Annotated in this window: 12 protein-coding genes and 1 pseudogene; 6 read left to right on the forward strand and 7 right to left on the reverse strand. The window is 71.5% G+C overall.

Annotated features, from left to right (window positions below):
• Nucleotides 1-72: 72 nt before the first annotated feature.
• The 6 genes and pseudogenes from IE290_RS38575 to gltB all read right to left on the reverse strand — a co-directional run.
• A pseudogene (locus IE290_RS38575) lies at nucleotides 73-180 on the reverse strand (hypothetical protein); the annotation flags it as partial.
• 164 nt (nucleotides 181-344) lie between these two features.
• Nucleotides 345-827, reverse strand: coding sequence for an MMPL family transporter (locus IE290_RS37965; RefSeq protein ID WP_229874650.1), 483 nt, complete (start codon nucleotides 825-827; stop codon nucleotides 345-347).
• Nucleotides 828-858: 31 nt separating this feature from the next.
• On the reverse strand, nucleotides 859-1,395 hold the full coding sequence (locus IE290_RS22290) for a GNAT family N-acetyltransferase (RefSeq protein WP_191246621.1): 537 nt from the start codon (nucleotides 1,393-1,395) through the stop codon (nucleotides 859-861).
• 40 nt (nucleotides 1,396-1,435) lie between these two features.
• Nucleotides 1,436-2,365, reverse strand: a complete 930-nt coding sequence (locus IE290_RS22295; protein ID WP_191246622.1) for a trypsin-like serine peptidase — start codon at nucleotides 2,363-2,365, stop codon at nucleotides 1,436-1,438.
• Between the two features lie 123 nt (nucleotides 2,366-2,488).
• Nucleotides 2,489-3,997, reverse strand: a complete 1,509-nt coding sequence (locus IE290_RS22300) for a glutamate synthase subunit beta (protein ID WP_191246623.1) — start codon at nucleotides 3,995-3,997, stop codon at nucleotides 2,489-2,491.
• A complete protein-coding gene (gene gltB, locus IE290_RS22305; protein ID WP_191246624.1) occupies nucleotides 3,990-8,564 on the reverse strand; it encodes a glutamate synthase large subunit in 4,575 nt (1,524 codons plus the stop codon). The genes IE290_RS22300 and gltB overlap by 8 nt, the downstream gene beginning before the upstream one ends.
• 523 nt (nucleotides 8,565-9,087) lie before the next feature.
• Between gltB and IE290_RS22310 the strand changes: the two genes are divergently transcribed.
• The 6 genes from IE290_RS22310 to IE290_RS22335 all read left to right on the forward strand — a co-directional run bounded on the left by IE290_RS22310 (nucleotide 9,088) and on the right by IE290_RS22335 (nucleotide 14,605).
• Nucleotides 9,088-10,011, forward strand: a complete 924-nt coding sequence (locus IE290_RS22310) for an ABC transporter substrate-binding protein (RefSeq protein ID WP_373300493.1) — start codon at nucleotides 9,088-9,090, stop codon at nucleotides 10,009-10,011.
• On the forward strand, nucleotides 10,004-11,032 hold the full coding sequence (locus tag IE290_RS22315) for a FecCD family ABC transporter permease (protein ID WP_191246625.1): 1,029 nt from the start codon (nucleotides 10,004-10,006) through the stop codon (nucleotides 11,030-11,032). Before IE290_RS22310 ends, IE290_RS22315 begins: the two co-directional genes overlap by 8 nt.
• Complete coding sequence (locus IE290_RS22320; RefSeq protein WP_191246626.1) at nucleotides 11,029-11,805, forward strand: ABC transporter ATP-binding protein; 777 nt, start codon at nucleotides 11,029-11,031, stop codon at nucleotides 11,803-11,805. The genes IE290_RS22315 and IE290_RS22320 overlap by 4 nt, the downstream gene beginning before the upstream one ends.
• Nucleotides 11,806-11,932: 127 nt before the next feature.
• Nucleotides 11,933-12,712 carry a sulfite exporter TauE/SafE family protein gene (locus IE290_RS22325; protein WP_191246627.1) on the forward strand — a complete coding sequence of 260 codons (780 nt, stop codon included), beginning with the start codon at nucleotides 11,933-11,935 and terminating at the stop codon, nucleotides 12,710-12,712.
• A 46-nt stretch (nucleotides 12,713-12,758) separates the two neighbouring features.
• Entirely contained in the window at nucleotides 12,759-13,541 is a 783-nt protein-coding gene (locus IE290_RS22330) for an SDR family oxidoreductase (RefSeq protein WP_191246628.1), read from the forward strand.
• Nucleotides 13,538-14,605, forward strand: coding sequence for an NAD(P)H-dependent amine dehydrogenase family protein (locus IE290_RS22335; RefSeq protein ID WP_191246629.1), 1,068 nt, complete (start codon nucleotides 13,538-13,540; stop codon nucleotides 14,603-14,605). Before IE290_RS22330 ends, IE290_RS22335 begins: the two co-directional genes overlap by 4 nt.
• Here IE290_RS22335 and IE290_RS22340 read toward each other — a convergent pair.
• Nucleotides 14,598-14,900 (reverse strand): hypothetical protein, encoded by a 303-nt coding sequence (locus IE290_RS22340; RefSeq protein ID WP_191246630.1) that lies wholly within the window; start codon nucleotides 14,898-14,900, stop codon nucleotides 14,598-14,600. The two genes, IE290_RS22335 and IE290_RS22340, sit on opposite strands and share 8 nt — an antisense overlap.
• Nucleotides 14,901-14,919 lie beyond the last annotated feature (19 nt).

Consider the following 14,919-nt stretch of genomic DNA (forward strand, 5'->3'; position numbering starts at 1 on the left):
GCACCCGCTCCGGCTCGGGTGCCGGCTTCGCCCGGTCGCCGTGGCTGGCCACCACGCGGCGCGCCCGATGAGCGCCGTCAGGCTCGGCACGAAGAACATCGCCATGACGAACGCCGCCACCAGGATCCCGAACGACAGCGCGAACCCCATCTCGGCCAGCAGCGCGTTGCCCGCCAGCATGAGCGCCCCGAGCGAACCGGCCAGGATGACGCCCGCCGCGGCGATCGTCGGGCCCGTGTGGCGCACCGCCAGCGCCGCCGCCACCGGGAACACCACCCGCCGAGGCTCCGGCCGATCGCCGAGAACCGCGCGCCCTTCGGCTCGGCGCGCCACGACTTCGACGGCTAGAACACTCCGGCGCCCAACAGCGACACCACGGCCGGCACCAGGGTCAGCCCGGCCAGCAGCGTCACCGCGGACGTGATCGCCTCGCCGACGCCGCTCACCGCGGTGACCATCGCCTGTTTCGGTTCGTCCCCGGCCCGCAGCCGCTCCCGGAACCGGAACATCAGGAACAGGATGTAGTCGGTGCCGACGCCGAACAGCACCACGATCAGGATCGACGCGTCGGTCTGCATCCCGAACAGCTTCACCACCCAGGAGATCAGGCCGTTCGCGATCTGCGACACGATCCCGATCAGGATGATCGGCAGCAGCGCGATCACCGGGCTGCGGAAGATCACCAGCAGCAGGTCGCCGCCGCCGGGCAACGCCCGCAGTTCGGTGCGGAACTGCTTGGCCGACTCGGTCAGCTGCTGCGCGTTGCCCGAGGACAGCTGGGCAGGGCGTCGCTTTCGTCCGTGCTTCGCGATCAGGGGCCGCGCCAAGCGCGTCCGTTGAGGGTGGTGGCGGGCGGGCCTAGTGCGTCGCTTTCCACTCCTCGGCGAGCAGCCCGAGGAGCACGTCGTCCAGGAACTCGCCCATCACCCAGGCCGACTTGCGCAGCACGCCCTCCCGCACGAATCCGTTGCGCTCGGCCGCGCGCAGCATCGCGAAGTTGTCCGCCAGGGTCTCGATCTGCAGCCGGTGCAGGCCGCGCACGACGAAACCGTAGTGGCACAGCACGGCCACCACGTCGCTGCCGTAGCCCTTGCCGCGCGCGGACGGCAGCAACCCCAGCCCGACGTGCGCGGACCGGTGGTGGGTGTCGATGCCCCACAGGTTCGCGATGCCGATCAGCGTGTCACCCGCCAGCTCGACGACCGAGAACGGGACGTGCCCCTCCTCGCTGTCGTCGACGAAGAGCCGCCGGTCCTTGGAGCTCGGCGAGATCGGCCGCCACGGCCGGCTTTCCGCCCGGGAACCGTTGACGACGTCGTCGTAGAGCTCGGTCCGCAGGATCGGGATGTCCTCGTCGTACCGGGCCCGCAGCCCGACCTTCTCGCCCTTGAGCATGCGGGCTTCTTATCCGACCGATCGGGCTCGCGGCAACCGATTAGCGCGCGGCCGCCGCGTTGTAGAGGGCCTCCGCGTCCGCTCCGAAGTACGGGCCGAACATCACGCCGGGCAGGAAGGTGTACCCGAAGCTGTTCACCGAGTTCTGGATGCCTGTCCCGGTCGTCTCGTTGAAGTTCAGCAACCACGGGCCGCCGCTGGAGCCGCCGGTCATGTTGCAGCGCATCCCGAGGTCGTTGCTGCCGAACGTGTCGTTGAAGGTCCGGCCGGCGCAGTAGGTCAGTTCGCTGCCGTCGTAGGGCGGTTCGGCGGGGTAACCGAAGCTGTACATCACCTGGCCGCGGGGCTGGTTGAACGCGATGCCCTGCGCGCCCACCACGTCGGTGAGGTACCGCCCGTTCAGCGGGGCCACCACCGCGGCGCCGACGTCGTAGTTGAGGTCCTCGTTCGCCTGCCACTGCGGCGTCGTCAAGGTCGTCGTCGCGGCCCACTCGCCGTACGGGGCGTTGCCGTTGTCGTAGCCCGGCACGAAGACCCAGTTGGTGTGCCAGCTGCCCTGGTACTTCACGCAGTGCCCGGCGGTGATGACGACGCTGCGGTTGGCGCTGGTGACCGCGTCGCCGCTGCACGAGGCCGGGGAACCGTTGAAGGTGAAGAAGACCCGGCCCGCGGTGTGCGTCACCGCGCCGCCGCGGGTCCACGGGGCGCCGGTGCTGATCTTCGAGGTCCGGGACGGGAGCAGGCGCGGGACCGCGGCCCGGACGTCGGCGGTGACGTTCCGGGTGGCGGTGAGCACGTTGTCGAGCGGCTTGGCCGACCGCATCTTCTCGGGCGTCCAGTACTCGGCCGCACCCCCGCCGTGCGGGTGCACCGCCGGGCCCGGGGCCGCCTCGGCCGGGGCCGCCAGGACCGCCGTGGTCAGCGCTGTGAGCGCCGCGAGGACCAGTGCCCGGATACCTGTTCGCTTCATGACGCCCACCTGTCTTGCCGACCGTTCGTTGCTACCGAAAGTTAGGCGGCCACGACAGGGTGAACAATCGGCCGTTCGGGCCCAGGGTGAGCCCGAACGGCCGATGCGCGATATTTGGTTGCGTTACACCACGGCGAGCGGCAGGGCGGTCGGATGGACCGGCGCCGGCAGGTCCGACGCGCCGGTCAGGTAGGCGTCCACCGCGTGGGCCACCGAGCGGCCCTCGGCGATCGCCCAGACCACCAGCGAGGCGCCGCGGTGCGCGTCACCGCAGACGAACACGCCCGGCGCCTCGGTCTGCCAGTCCGGGCCGCACGAGATGGTGCCCCGGCGGGTCAGCGAGATGCCCAGGTCGTCGAGCAGCCGCATGTGCTCCACGCCCTCGAAGCCGATGGCGAACAGCACCAGGTCGGCCGGGATCTCCTCGATCTCGTCCGACACCGGCAGCACCTCGCGGCGCCCGGTCTCCGGGTCCTTGACGACCTTGACCTTCTGCAGCTCGATGGCGCGGACGTGCCCGTTCTCGTCACCCACGAACCGCCGCACGGCGACGCCGAACTTCCGCTCGCCGCCCTCCTCGTGCGCCGGGTAGGTGCGCAGCACGTACGGCCACGTCGGCCACGGCGACCGGTCGTCGTCGCGGCTGGACGGCGGCATCGGGTACTGGTCCAGCTGGGTCACCGAGGCCGCGCCCTGGCGGATCGCGGTGCCGTAGGAGTCGGCGCCGGTGTCGCCACCGCCGATGATCACGACGTGCTTGCCGTGCGCGTGGATCGGCGACGGCCCGTCGCCCTCGCACTGCTTGTTGGCCGGCACCAGGTGCTCCATCGCCAGGTGGATGCCCTTGAGCTCGCGGCCCGGCGTGGTGGTGTCGTCCCGGCCGCGCAGCGCGCCCACCGCGAGCACGACCGCGTCGTAGCGCGCCCGCAGCTCCTCGACGGTGATGTCGACGCCGACCTCGCAGCCGGTGACGAACTGCGTGCCCTCCTTCTTGAGCTGGGCCAGGCGCTTGTCGAGGTGCTTCTTCTCCATCTTGAACTCGGGGATGCCGTAGCGGAGCAGCCCGCCGAGCCGGTCGTCCCGCTCGAAGATGGTCACGTCGTGCCCGGCGCGGGTGAGCTGCTGGGCGGCGGCGAGCCCGGCCGGGCCGGACCCGACCACGGCGACCCGCTGACCGCTGGCCACCTCGGCGACCTGTGGCTGGGCGAGGCCCAGCTCCCACGACTTCTCCGCGATCGTCGCCTCGACGCGCTTGATCGCGACCGGCCCGCCGGACAGCGGCGAGATGGACAGCGTGCAGCCCGCCTCGCACGGCGCCGGGCACAGCTTCCCGGTGAACTCCGGGAAGTTGTTGGTCGCGTGCAGCCGGTCGCTGGCCGCGGCCCAGTCCCCGCGGCGCACCAGGTCATTCCACTCCGGGATCAGGTTGCCCAGCGGGCAGCCGGAACCGGCCGAGTGGCAGAACGGGATGCCGCAGTCCATGCAGCGAGTGGCCTGGGTGCGCACCTGCTGGTCGCGCTCGGCCGGCTCGAGGTCGACGTAGACCTCGCGCCAGTCCTCGGCGCGGTGCTCCTTGGGGCGCTTGGGCGGCTCGACCCGCTCGTACTTCAGGAAGCCCTTGGGGTCAGCCACGAGACGCCACCTCCATGATCGCCTCGTCGACGTCGCGCCCGGCGGCCTTGGCGGCCCTGGTCGCCTCCAGCACGCGCTTGTAGTCGCGCGGCATGACCTTGGTGAAGCTCGCCGACCGGCGCGGCCAGTCGCCCAGCAGCGACGCGGCGACCGCCGAGCGGGTCAGTTCGTGGTGACGGGTCACGATGTCCTTCAACCAGTTCAGATCCTCGGGCTCGAGCGGGAGCAGCTCGACCATCTCGCGGTTGACGCTGCCCTCGTCGAGGTCGAGGACGTAGCCGATACCGCCGGACATGCCCGCGGCGAGGTTGCGGCCGGTCGGCCCGAGCACCACCGCGCGGCCGCCGGTCATGTATTCGAAGGCGTGGTCGCCCACGCCCTCGGCGACGACGGTGGCGCCCGAGTTGCGTACGCAGAACCGCTCGCCGACGTGCCCGCGCAGGAACATCTCCCCCGCGGTGGCGCCGTAGGCCAGCGTGTTGCCGGCGATGACCTGACGCTCGGCGGCGAACGTCGCGTCCGGGTGCGGCCGCACGATGATGCGGCCGCCGGACAGGCCCTTGCCGACGTAGTCGTTGGCGTCGCCCACCATCTCCAGCGTGACGCCGCGCGGCAGGAACGCGCCCAGCGACTGTCCCGCCGAGCCGACGAGCCGGATGTGGATCGTGCCGTCGGGCAGGCCCTCACCGCCGTAGCGGCGGGTGATCTCCGAGCCCAGCAGCGTGCCGACGGTGCGGTTGACGTTGCGCACCGGCAGTTCCAGCCGCACCGGGTGCGCGTCCTCCAGCGCCGCCTCGGACAGCTGGATGAGCGTGCGGTCCAGGGCGTGCTCGAGGCCGTGGTCCTGCTCGCGGATCTTGCGCCGTGCACCGCCGTACGGGGTCTCGGTCGGCATCTCGAAGATCGGCTTGAGGTCCAGGCCGCTGGCCTTCCAGTGGTCGACCGCCTCGTCGGTGTCCAGCACGTCGGCCCGGCCGATGGCCTCGTCCAGGGTGCGGAAGCCCAGCTCGGCCAGCAGCTCGCGGACCTCCTGCGCCACGAACTTGAAGTAGTTCACCACGTGCTCGGCCTGCCCCGTGTAGCGCTTGCGCAGCTCCGGGCTCTGGGTGGCGACCCCGACCGGGCAGGTGTCCAGGTGGCAGACGCGCATCATGATGCAGCCGGCCACGATCAGCGGCGCGGTCGCGAAGCCGTACTCCTCGGCGCCGAGCAGCGCCGCGACCACGACGTCGCGGCCGGTCTTCATCGCGCCGTCGACCTGCACGGTGATGCGGTCGCGCAGCCCGTTCAGCATCAGGGTCTGCTGGGTCTCGGCCAGGCCGATCTCCCACGGCGTACCCGCGTGCTTGAGCGAGTTCAGCGGCGAGGCGCCGGTGCCGCCGTCGTGACCGGAGATCAGCACGACGTCGGCGTGCGCCTTCGACACACCCGCCGCGACCGTGCCGACGCCCAGCGAACTGACCAGCTTCACGTGGATGCGGGCCTTTTCGTTGGCGTTCTTCAGGTCGTGGATCAGCTGCGCCAGGTCCTCGATCGAGTAGATGTCGTGGTGCGGCGGCGGCGAGATGAGACCGACGCCCGGCGTGGAGTGCCGCGTGCGCGCGATCCACGGGTACACCTTGTTCGGCGGCAGCTGGCCGCCTTCGCCGGGCTTGGCGCCCTGCGCCATCTTGATCTGGATGTCGTCGGCGTTGACCAGGTACTCGCTGGTCACGCCGAACCGGCCGCTGGCGACCTGCTTGATCGCGCTGCGCCGCTCCGGGTCGTAGAGGCGCTCCGGGTCCTCGCCGCCCTCACCGGTGTTGGACCGGCCGCCGATGCGGTTCATCGCGATCGCGAGCGTCTGGTGCGCCTCGGCCGAGATCGAGCCGTAGGACATCGCGCCGGTGTTGAACCGCCTGCAGATCGACTCGACCGACTCGACCTCGTCGATCGGCACCGGCGTGCGGCCCTCCTTGCGGAACTTGAACAGCCCGCGCAGCGCGCCGCCCTCGCGGGACAGGCGGTGCACCTCTTCGGTGTAGCGGCGGTACACCTCGTCGCGGCGGGTCTTGCTGGCGTGCTGCAGCAGGAACACCGTCTCGGGAGTGAACAGGTGCAGCTCGCCCTCGCGGCGGTAGGCGTACTCGCCACCGGTGTCGAGGCGGCGGTGCACCCGGTCGGTCGGGTTGTCCGGGTAGGCCCGGCGGTGCCGGACCGCGACCTCCTCGGCGAGCACGTCGAGACCGACGCCGCCGAGCTTGGACACCGTGCCGGTGAAGTACTCGTCGAGCAGCTCCTGCGACAGCCCGAAGGACTCGAACACCTGCGCCGCGGTGTAGGCGCCGACGGTCGAGATGCCCATCTTGGACATGATCTTCAGGACGCCCTTGACCAGCGCGTTGACGTAGTTGCGCACGGCCTTGCGCGGCTCGATCCCGGTGATCGCGCCCTGGGCGATCATGTCCTCGATCGTCTCGAAGGCCAGGTACGGGTTCACCGCCGCGGCGCCATAGCCGAGCAGCAGCGCGATGTGGTGGACCTCGCGGGCGTCCCCGCTTTCCACCACGAGCGCCACGCGCAGCCGCTCCTTGGTGCGCACCAGGTGGTGGTGCACCGCGGAGACCAGCAGCAGCGACGGGATCGGCGCCATCTTGTGGTCGGAGTCCCGGTCGGACAGCACCAGCGTGCGCGCGCCGGCCGCGATCGCCTCGGACGCCTCGCGGCGCACCCGCTCGATCGCCTCCGCCAGCGCCTTGCCGCCGCCGTCCACTTCGAACAGTCCGGATAGGACGGTGCAGGCGAAGCCGGGCAGGTCGCCGTCGTCGTTGATGTGGATGAGCTTGGCCAGCTCGTCGTTGTCGATGACCGGGTACGGCAGCTGGATGTGCCGGCACGAGGCCGGGCCCGGGTCGAGCAGGTTGCGCTCGGGACCCATGATCCGGCTCATCGACGTGACCAGCTCTTCGCGGATCGCGTCCAGCGGCGGGTTGGTCACCTGCGCGAAGGCCTGCTTGAAGTAGTCGTAGAGCTGCCGCGACCGCTTGGACAGCACGGCGGGCGGCGTGTCGGTGCCCATCGAGCCCAGCGGCTCGGCGCCGTTGGCGGCCATCGGCGCGAGCAGGATCTTCAGCTCCTCCTCGGAGTAGCCGAAGGCGAGCTGACGGCGCAGCACCGAGTCGTGGCTCTGCGTGACGTGGTCGCGGTCGGCCAGGTCCGCCAGCTGCAGCAGACCGGCGTGCAGCCACTCCTCGTACGGGTGCTGCTGGGCCAGCTCCGACTTGATCTCGTCGTCGGCGACGATGCGGCCGGCCTCGGTGTCCACCAGGAACATGCGGCCCGGCTTGAGGCGGCCCTTGGCGACCACCTGGTCCGGCGGCACGTCCAGCACACCGGCCTCGCTGGCCAGCACCACGCGGTCGTCGGCGGTGCGCCACCAGCGGCACGGGCGCAGGCCGTTGCGGTCCAGCACCGCGCCGACGAGCGTGCCGTCGGTGAAGGTGACGCACGCCGGGCCGTCCCACGGCTCCATCAGGCTCGCGTGGAACTGGTAGAACGCGCGGCGCCGCGGGTCCATGGTGGCGTGGTTCTCCCACGCCTCCGGGATCATCATCAGCACGGCGTGCGGCAGGCTGCGGCCGCCCAGGTGCAGCAGCTCGAGCACCTCGTCGAAGGACGCCGAGTCCGACGCCTCCGGCGAGCAGATCGGGTACAGCCGGGTCAGGTCGCCCGGGATCAGGCCCGACTCCAGCAGCGCCTCGCGGGCCCGCATGCGGTTGCGGTTGCCGCGGATCGTGTTGATCTCACCGTTGTGCGCGACGAACCGGAACGGGTGCGCCAGCGGCCACGACGGGAACGTGTTGGTGGAGAACCGGCTGTGCACCAGGGCGATCGCACTGGTCAGCCGGGGGTCGCGCAGGTCGCCGAAGAACGCCGGGAGCTGCTCGGGCGTGAGCATTCCCTTGTAGACCATGGTGCGCGCGGACAGCGACGGGAAGTACGTGCCGCACTCGGCGACCACGCTCTCGTGCTCGACCCGCTTGCGCAGGCAGAAGGTGAGCCGGTCCAGCTCCAGGCCGGAGGGGCGGACACCGTCGGCGTCCGGCTTGCCGGCCACGAACAGCATGGCGAAGTGCGGCATCACCGACCGCGCGGTGGGGCCGATGTCGGCGGCGTCGGCGTCGACCGGGACCTCGCGCCAGCCCAGCACGTCGAGGCTCTCCTCGTCGGCCAGGCGCTCGATCAGCGCGACGGCCTTGCCGCGCGCCTCCTCCTCGGCGGGCAGGAACGCGATGCCGGCGGCGTAGCGGTGGTGGCCCTGCGCGTCGGGTTCGGGCAGCTCGAAGCCGGCCTCCTCGCGGAGCAGCTGGTCGGGCAGCTGCACGAGGATCCCGGCGCCGTCGCCGGAGGTCGGCTCGGCGCCCGCGGCGCCCCGGTGGTCCAGGTTGATCAGCGCCGTCAGCCCGTCGGTGACGATGGCGTGCGTGCGGCGGCCCTGGATGTCGGCCACCATCGCCACACCGCAGGAATCCTGCTCCATGGCAGGGTCGTACAGGCCCTGCTTGCCCGGGTTGGCGGAGAAGATCATGCGGGGACCTCCTTCGTCGTCTCAATGCTCAGTTCGGAAAGTTCCCCCGGTACTGCTGCAGGGACGACGATGGCCCTTGGATTAGCGCGACCTTAACACCCAGGAAACATGACGGCACCCTCTCGGAGTGTGGATTTTCTCATCCGATCGGTAACGATCTGGCTGCGAGGAACGACGTCGTTCTTGATGGGCTGCCATCGGCGCCTTCGATCGAGCGTACGCGTCGCGCGATCCCATCAAGATTACGCGAGGATCCCGCCCCGGGGCCAGATTCGCCGGTGGTAGCGTTCCTCACGCTGGTCAGCGGCTTGCCGGCCAGTGACGCGGCGGCCGCGAAACCGGTGCGAACCCGGTGCTGTGCCGCAACTGTGATGACTCGGGTGCGCTCCGTGCACACCCGGTCGAGCCAGGTCGCCTGCCGCCGCGCCGACGCCTTTCGCCCCCGGCTCAGGGGTGCGGCGTCCGTAACGCCTGGGTGCGGGACGGGGCCCCGTGACGCCGGCCGGAAACCCGAGGTTTTCTTGTGTTCCGTCGTTTCGCACCGTTGTTCGCGGTCCTGCTGGTCCTGACCGGGTGCGCCACCCGGCCGTCCGAGGACTCGGCCGCGCCGCCCGAAACCGAGGGCGCGTTCCCGGTCACGGTCGCCGCGCCCGGCGCCCCGCCCGTGACGCTCGACAAGCAGCCGCAACGGATCGTGTCGCTGTCGCCGTCGGCCACCGAGACGTTGTTCGCCCTGGGCGCGGGTCCGCAGGTGGTCGCCGTCGACTCCGCGTCCGACTACCCCGCTCAGGCGCCGCGCACGCAGCTGTCCGGCCTGAGCCCGGACCCCGAGGCGATCGCCGCCTACCGGCCCGACCTCGTCGTGGTCTACGCCGACACCACCGGCCTGGCCGACGCACTGGCCCGGACCGGCACCAAGACCCTGGTGATGCCCGACGCGAAGACGCTCGAGGACGCCTACACGCAGTTCGAGGTGCTGGGCAAGGCGACCGGGCACCAGGCCGAGGGCGAGAGCCTGGCCCGGCAGACGCGCGACGACATCGACAAGATCGTCTCGGACACGCCGAAGCGGTCGCAGACCTACTACTGGGAGCTGGACCAGACGTTCTACAGCGTGACCTCGGCGACCTTCATCGGCCAGGTGCTCACCCGGTTCGGTCTCACCAACATCGCCGACGGCACCGATCCGAACGCCTCCGGCGGTTACCCCCAGCTGTCGGCCGAACGCATCCTGCAGTCCGACCCGGACCTGATCTTCCTCGCGGACAGCAAGTGCTGCGGGCAGAACGCCCAGACGGTGGCCGCGCGGCCGGGGTGGAACACGTTGACCGCCGTGCAACACGGGCACGTGATCGCGCTCGACGACGACATCGCCTCCCGGTGGAGCCCGCGGATCGTCGAGCTCGTCCGCGCCGTCGCCGACGCGGTCGCCAAGACCGGTGCCTGACACCCGCACCCGGCTGCGAGCCCCGGTCCTGCTCGCCGGGCTCGTGGTGCTCGTGGCCGTCCTGGTGTTCGCCGTGCTCGTCGGCGCGAGCGATCTGGGCTGGCAGCGGGTGCTCGCGGAGATCTGGGCGCAGGTCACCGGCGGGCAGTCGCCGCTGTCGGCGCGGGAGGCCGCGATCGTGTGGCAGCTGCGGGTGCCGCGGGTGCTGCTCGCGGGCCTCGTCGGCGCCGCGCTCGCGGTGTCCGGGGCGACGTTCCAGGGCGTGTTCCGCAACCCGCTGGCCGACCCGTACCTGCTGGGCGCGGCGGCCGGGGCGGGCATGGCGGCCACGCTGGTCGTGGTGCTCGCCCCGGCGGTCAGCGGGTGGGTCGTCGGCCCGCTGCCGCTGGCCGCGTTCGCCGGGGCGCTCGGCGGGGTCGGGCTGAGCTGGGTGGTGGGCCGGTCGGCCGGGGGCACCACGAGCACGCTGCTGCTGGCCGGGGTCGCGGTGGCGTCGTTCCTCACCGCGATCCAGACGTTCGCGCAGCAGCTGAACACGGAGACGATCCGGCAGGTCTACACGTGGATGCTGGGCGGGCTCAACGTGAGCGGGTGGCGTGAGGTCCTGATCGCGGTGCCGTACGTGGCGGTCGCGGCGGTCGTGCTGTGCCTGTCCGCGCGGCTGCTCGACGTGCTCGCGCTCGGGGACGCGGAGGCGGCGTCACTGGGCCTGCGGCCGGGCCGGATCCGGCTGGTCGTGCTGGCGGCGGCGTCGCTGGCGACCGCGGCCGCGGTGTCGGTGAGCGGGCTGATCGGGTTCGTCGGGATCGTGGTGCCGCACGTGGTGCGGATGCTCGCCGGGGCCAGCTACCGGGTGGTGATCCCGCTGTCGCTGGTCGGCGGTGCGGCGTTCCTGGTGCTGGCCGACCAGCTGGCGCGCACGATCATGCCGGGTGAACTGCCGCTGGGTGTGGTCACCGCGTTCACCGGCGCGCCGTTCTTCGCCTGGATCCTGCGCTCGTCGCGGAGGAGGTTCTCGTGACCGCGTTGTCGTTGCGCTCGGTGCGCGCCGGGTACGGCGATCGCCCGGTGGTGCACGGGGTTTCGGTGAATGTGCCGGCAGGCGGGTGGCTGGCTGTCGTCGGGCCGAACGGGGCCGGGAAGTCCACTTTGCTCAAAGCCGTGGCCGGACTCCTACCGCCACACGGGGAAGTGCTCATCGACGGCCGGAGCCGGTTGCCGCGCAGGGAACTCGCGCGGATCGTCGGGTACGCGCCGCAGGACCCGGCGGTGCCCGTGGGGTTGACGGTGACCGACTACGTGCTGCTCGGCCGGACACCGCACCTGGGTTTGCTGGCGCGGGAAAGCCGGGCCGATCTGTCCATTGTGGAGGAGGTGCTGGCGCGGCTGGACCTGAGCGCGCTGGCCGGCCGCCGGATGGACACGCTCTCCGGCGGCGAACGGCAGCGCGCGGTGCTGGCGCGGGTGCTGGCCCAGCGGGCGAGCCTGCTGCTGCTCGACGAGCCGACGACGGGCCTGGACATCGGCCACGCGCAGGCGCTGCTGGAGCTGATCGACCGGCTGCGGCACGAGGACGGCATCACCGTGGTGTCGACCCTGCACGACCTGACGTTCGCCGCGCAGTACGCCGACCAGTTGCTCCTGCTCGACGGCGGCCGCCCGGTCGCGGCCGGACCACCCGCGCAGGTGCTCACCGCGGAGGCTCTGGCGCAGCACTACGGCGCGGCGGCGGAGGTGCGGATGAGCGATCGCGGCGAACTGGCGGTGCTGCCGATCCGCCCGGCGCGCCCCTGACCCGGTCCGCCGGGTTTTTTGACCTTACCCCCGGGGCAAAGCCGACGATGTCGTCCGGGTAACTGGCACAACAGGCCGGGGGTGGGAGCGTGCTGCACGACAGCTGCTTGGATGCGGGGTCAGCGTCGTGATCGGGATCCGTGACGGCGCGTTCCTGGCCGCTGCCGGCGTACTCGCCGGACTGATCGGCACCGCGGGCGGCATCACCTCGTTGATCTCCTACCCCGTTCTGCTCATGGCGGGGCTTCCTGCCCTGTCGGCGAACGTCACCAACCTCGTTGCCGGCGTGGGGTGTTGGCCTGGCGCGGCTCTTGTCTCCCGACCCGAGCTGGTGGGCCACGGGCCATGGCTGCGTCGCTGGGTCCCGCTGTCCGCTCTCGGCGGTGCGGCGGGCACGGTGCTGTTGCTCTGCACTCCGACCGGGGTGTTCGCTCACGTCGTGCCGTTCCTGGTGCTCATCGGCTCGCTGACGTTACTTGCGCAGCCCCGGCTCACCGCTGTGCACCAGCGATACCGGCACCGCCGTCCATCCGGGGATCGCGCGGTGATCCTCCCGCTCGGGCTGATCGCGCTGTCGGTGTACGGCGGCTACTTCGGTGCCGGCTCTGGTGTCATGATCCTCGCGCTCCTCATGGTCACCGTCGAACTGCGCCTCGCCGCCGCCAACGCCTTGAAGAACATGCTCATCGGTGCCCCCGCCCTGATTTCGGCCGCATCGTTCGCCGCTTTCGGCCCCGTCGACTGGATGGCCGCGGCGCCCCTTGGCCTGGGCATGTTCGTCGGTTCGACGCTGGGACCACGCATCGCCCGGCGTCTGCCGGCTGCCAGTCTGCGCCGGATGGTCGCGGTGATCGGCATCGCGTTGGCGATCCACCTGTGGATCACCGCGCACGGCCTGATCACCTAGCCGACGTCGCTCCCTCCGACAACTAGAACCTGTTACAGTCGGCCGCATGATCCTCGATCGTTTCCGCGTGACCGGCAAAGTCGCCGTCGTCACCGGGGCCGGGCGCGGTATCGGCGCGGGAGCCGCCGTCGCGCTCGCCGAAGCCGGTGCGGACGTGGTGATCTCCTCCCGCACGAAGACCGACCTGGACGCCGTCGCCGCCCGGGTCGCCGAAACCGGGCGGCGCGCGCACGTCATACCGGCCGACCTCAGCGATCCCACGGCCGCCGCCGCGCTCGCGCAGGCCGCGGTCGGCGAGTTCGGCCGGGTCGACATCGTGGTCAACAACGTCGGCGGCACCTATCCCCGGCCGCTGCTGGACACCACCCCCGAGTTCCTGGAAGAGGCCTTCCGGTTCAACGTCTCGACCGCGCACGCGCTCACCACCGCCGCCGTGTCGCTGATGACCGACGGCGGCGCGGTCGTGAACATCTCCTCGAACATGGGCCGCGTCGCCGGGCGAGGGTTCGCCGCCTACGGCACCGCCAAGGCCGCTCTCGCCCACTACACGCGCCTGGCGGCCTACGACCTCGCGCCGCGCATCCGGGTCAACGCGATCGCTGTCGGGTCGGTGGCGACCTCCGCGCTGGAGGTCGTGGTCAACAACCCGGAGATCAAGGCCAAGATGGAAGCGGGCACGCCGCTGCGCCGGCTCGGCGAGGTCGAAGACATCGCCGCCGCGATCGTCTACCTGGCCTCGCCCGCCGGCGCGTTCGTCACGGGGAAGGTGCTGGAAGTGGACGGTGGACTGCAGGCGCCCAACCTCGAACTCGGATTGCCGGACCTGTGACGTACCGGGTGGTGCAGTGGAGCACCGGCAACGTGGGGCGGCACGCGATCGCGGGCATCGACGCGCATCCGGAGCTGGAACTGGCCGGCGTCTGGGTGTCGAACCCGGACAAGGCCGGCCGGGACGCCGGTGAGCTGGCCGGGCTGGGCCGGTCGCTGGGCGTCGCGGCGACCACCGACGCCGACGAGCTGCTGGGGCTGCGACCGGACTGCGTGGTCTACACGGCGATGGCCGACGACCGGCTGATGGAGGCGCTGGCCGATCTGCGGCGGATCCTGCGGGCCGGCGTGAACGTCGTGTCCAGCAGCCCGGTGTTCCTGCAGTTCCCGGACGGCGTGGTACCCGACGAAGTGTCCGGCCCGGTGCGCGCGGCCGCCGCCGAGGGTGGCGCGTCGCTGTGGGTCAACGGCGTCGATCCCGGGTTCGCCAACGACTGGCTGCCGCTGGTGCTGACCGGCGTGTGCGAGCGGATCGACGAGGTGCGCTGCTTCGAGATCCTCGACTACTCGACCTACGACAACCGCAAGGTCGTCTTCGACATCATGGGGTTCGGCGGCCCGCTGGACGAGACGCCGATGCTGCTTCAGCCCGGCGTGCTGTCGCTGGCGTGGGGCAGCGTGGTGCGGCAGCTCGCGGCCGGGCTGGGCGTGGAGCTGGACGCTGTCGAGGAGAGGTTCGAGCGGTTGCCGGCGCCGTCGGCGTTCGACGTCTCGTGCGGCACGATCGCCGAGGGCACGGCCGCCGCGCTGCGGTTCGAGGTGCGCGGCATGCGGAACGGACGGCCGGTGTGCGTGCTGGAGCACGTGACGCGGCTACGCCCCGACCTGGGACCGGACTGGCCACAGCCGTCCGGCCAGGGCTGCTACCGGGTGCAGGTGACCGGCGAGCCGAACTACACGCTGGACCTGCGGCTGGTCGGCACGGACGGCGACCACAACACGGCGGGCCTCAAGGCGACGGCGATGCGGCTGGTGAACGCGGTCCCGGCGGTGGTCGCGGCGCCGCCCGGCCTGCTGACGGCCCTGGACCTGCCGCTGGTCACCGGGCGCGGCCTGGTCAGCTAGACCACTGCGAGAACGCGACCAGGAGCATCACCCCGATCGCGAGGGCCGCCGCCAGGCCGAACGTCCCGCCGAGCACCAGGCCGGTGCCGAGGGACTTCCACGGCGGCCGCGCGAGCCGGAGCACGATCCCGGCGAGCACCGCGCCGAGGGCGATGCCGAGGAACAGCTCCGCGTACTCGCCGCCGTGCCAGCCGGCGACGAGGTCCTGCGACATGGCAGCCACCAACGCGATCAGCAGTGCGGCCGTGAACGCGAACCCCACGAACGCCACGCCCGGCCGCCGGTCCTCGGTCATGATCGCCAGTCTGCCGGAC

This window comes from Amycolatopsis deserti, assembly GCF_014653945.1.
GTDB classification, from domain to species: Bacteria; Actinomycetota; Actinomycetes; order Mycobacteriales; family Pseudonocardiaceae; genus Amycolatopsis_E; species Amycolatopsis_E deserti.

What these genes read in the sequence shown, in the direction of transcription:
- gltB (WP_191246624.1), bottom strand. Translation starts at nt 8,564, where the DNA reads ATGATCTTCTCCGCCAACCCGGGCAAGCAGGGCCTGTACGACCCTGCC.
- IE290_RS22330 (WP_191246628.1), top strand. Translation starts at nt 12,759, where the DNA reads ATGATCCTCGATCGTTTCCGCGTGACCGGCAAAGTCGCCGTCGTCACC.
- IE290_RS22290 (WP_191246621.1), bottom strand. Translation starts at nt 1,395, where the DNA reads ATGCTCAAGGGCGAGAAGGTCGGGCTGCGGGCCCGGTACGACGAGGAC.
- IE290_RS22295 (WP_191246622.1), bottom strand. Translation starts at nt 2,365, where the DNA reads ATGAAGCGAACAGGTATCCGGGCACTGGTCCTCGCGGCGCTCACAGCG.
- IE290_RS22340 (WP_191246630.1), bottom strand. Translation starts at nt 14,900, where the DNA reads ATGACCGAGGACCGGCGGCCGGGCGTGGCGTTCGTGGGGTTCGCGTTC.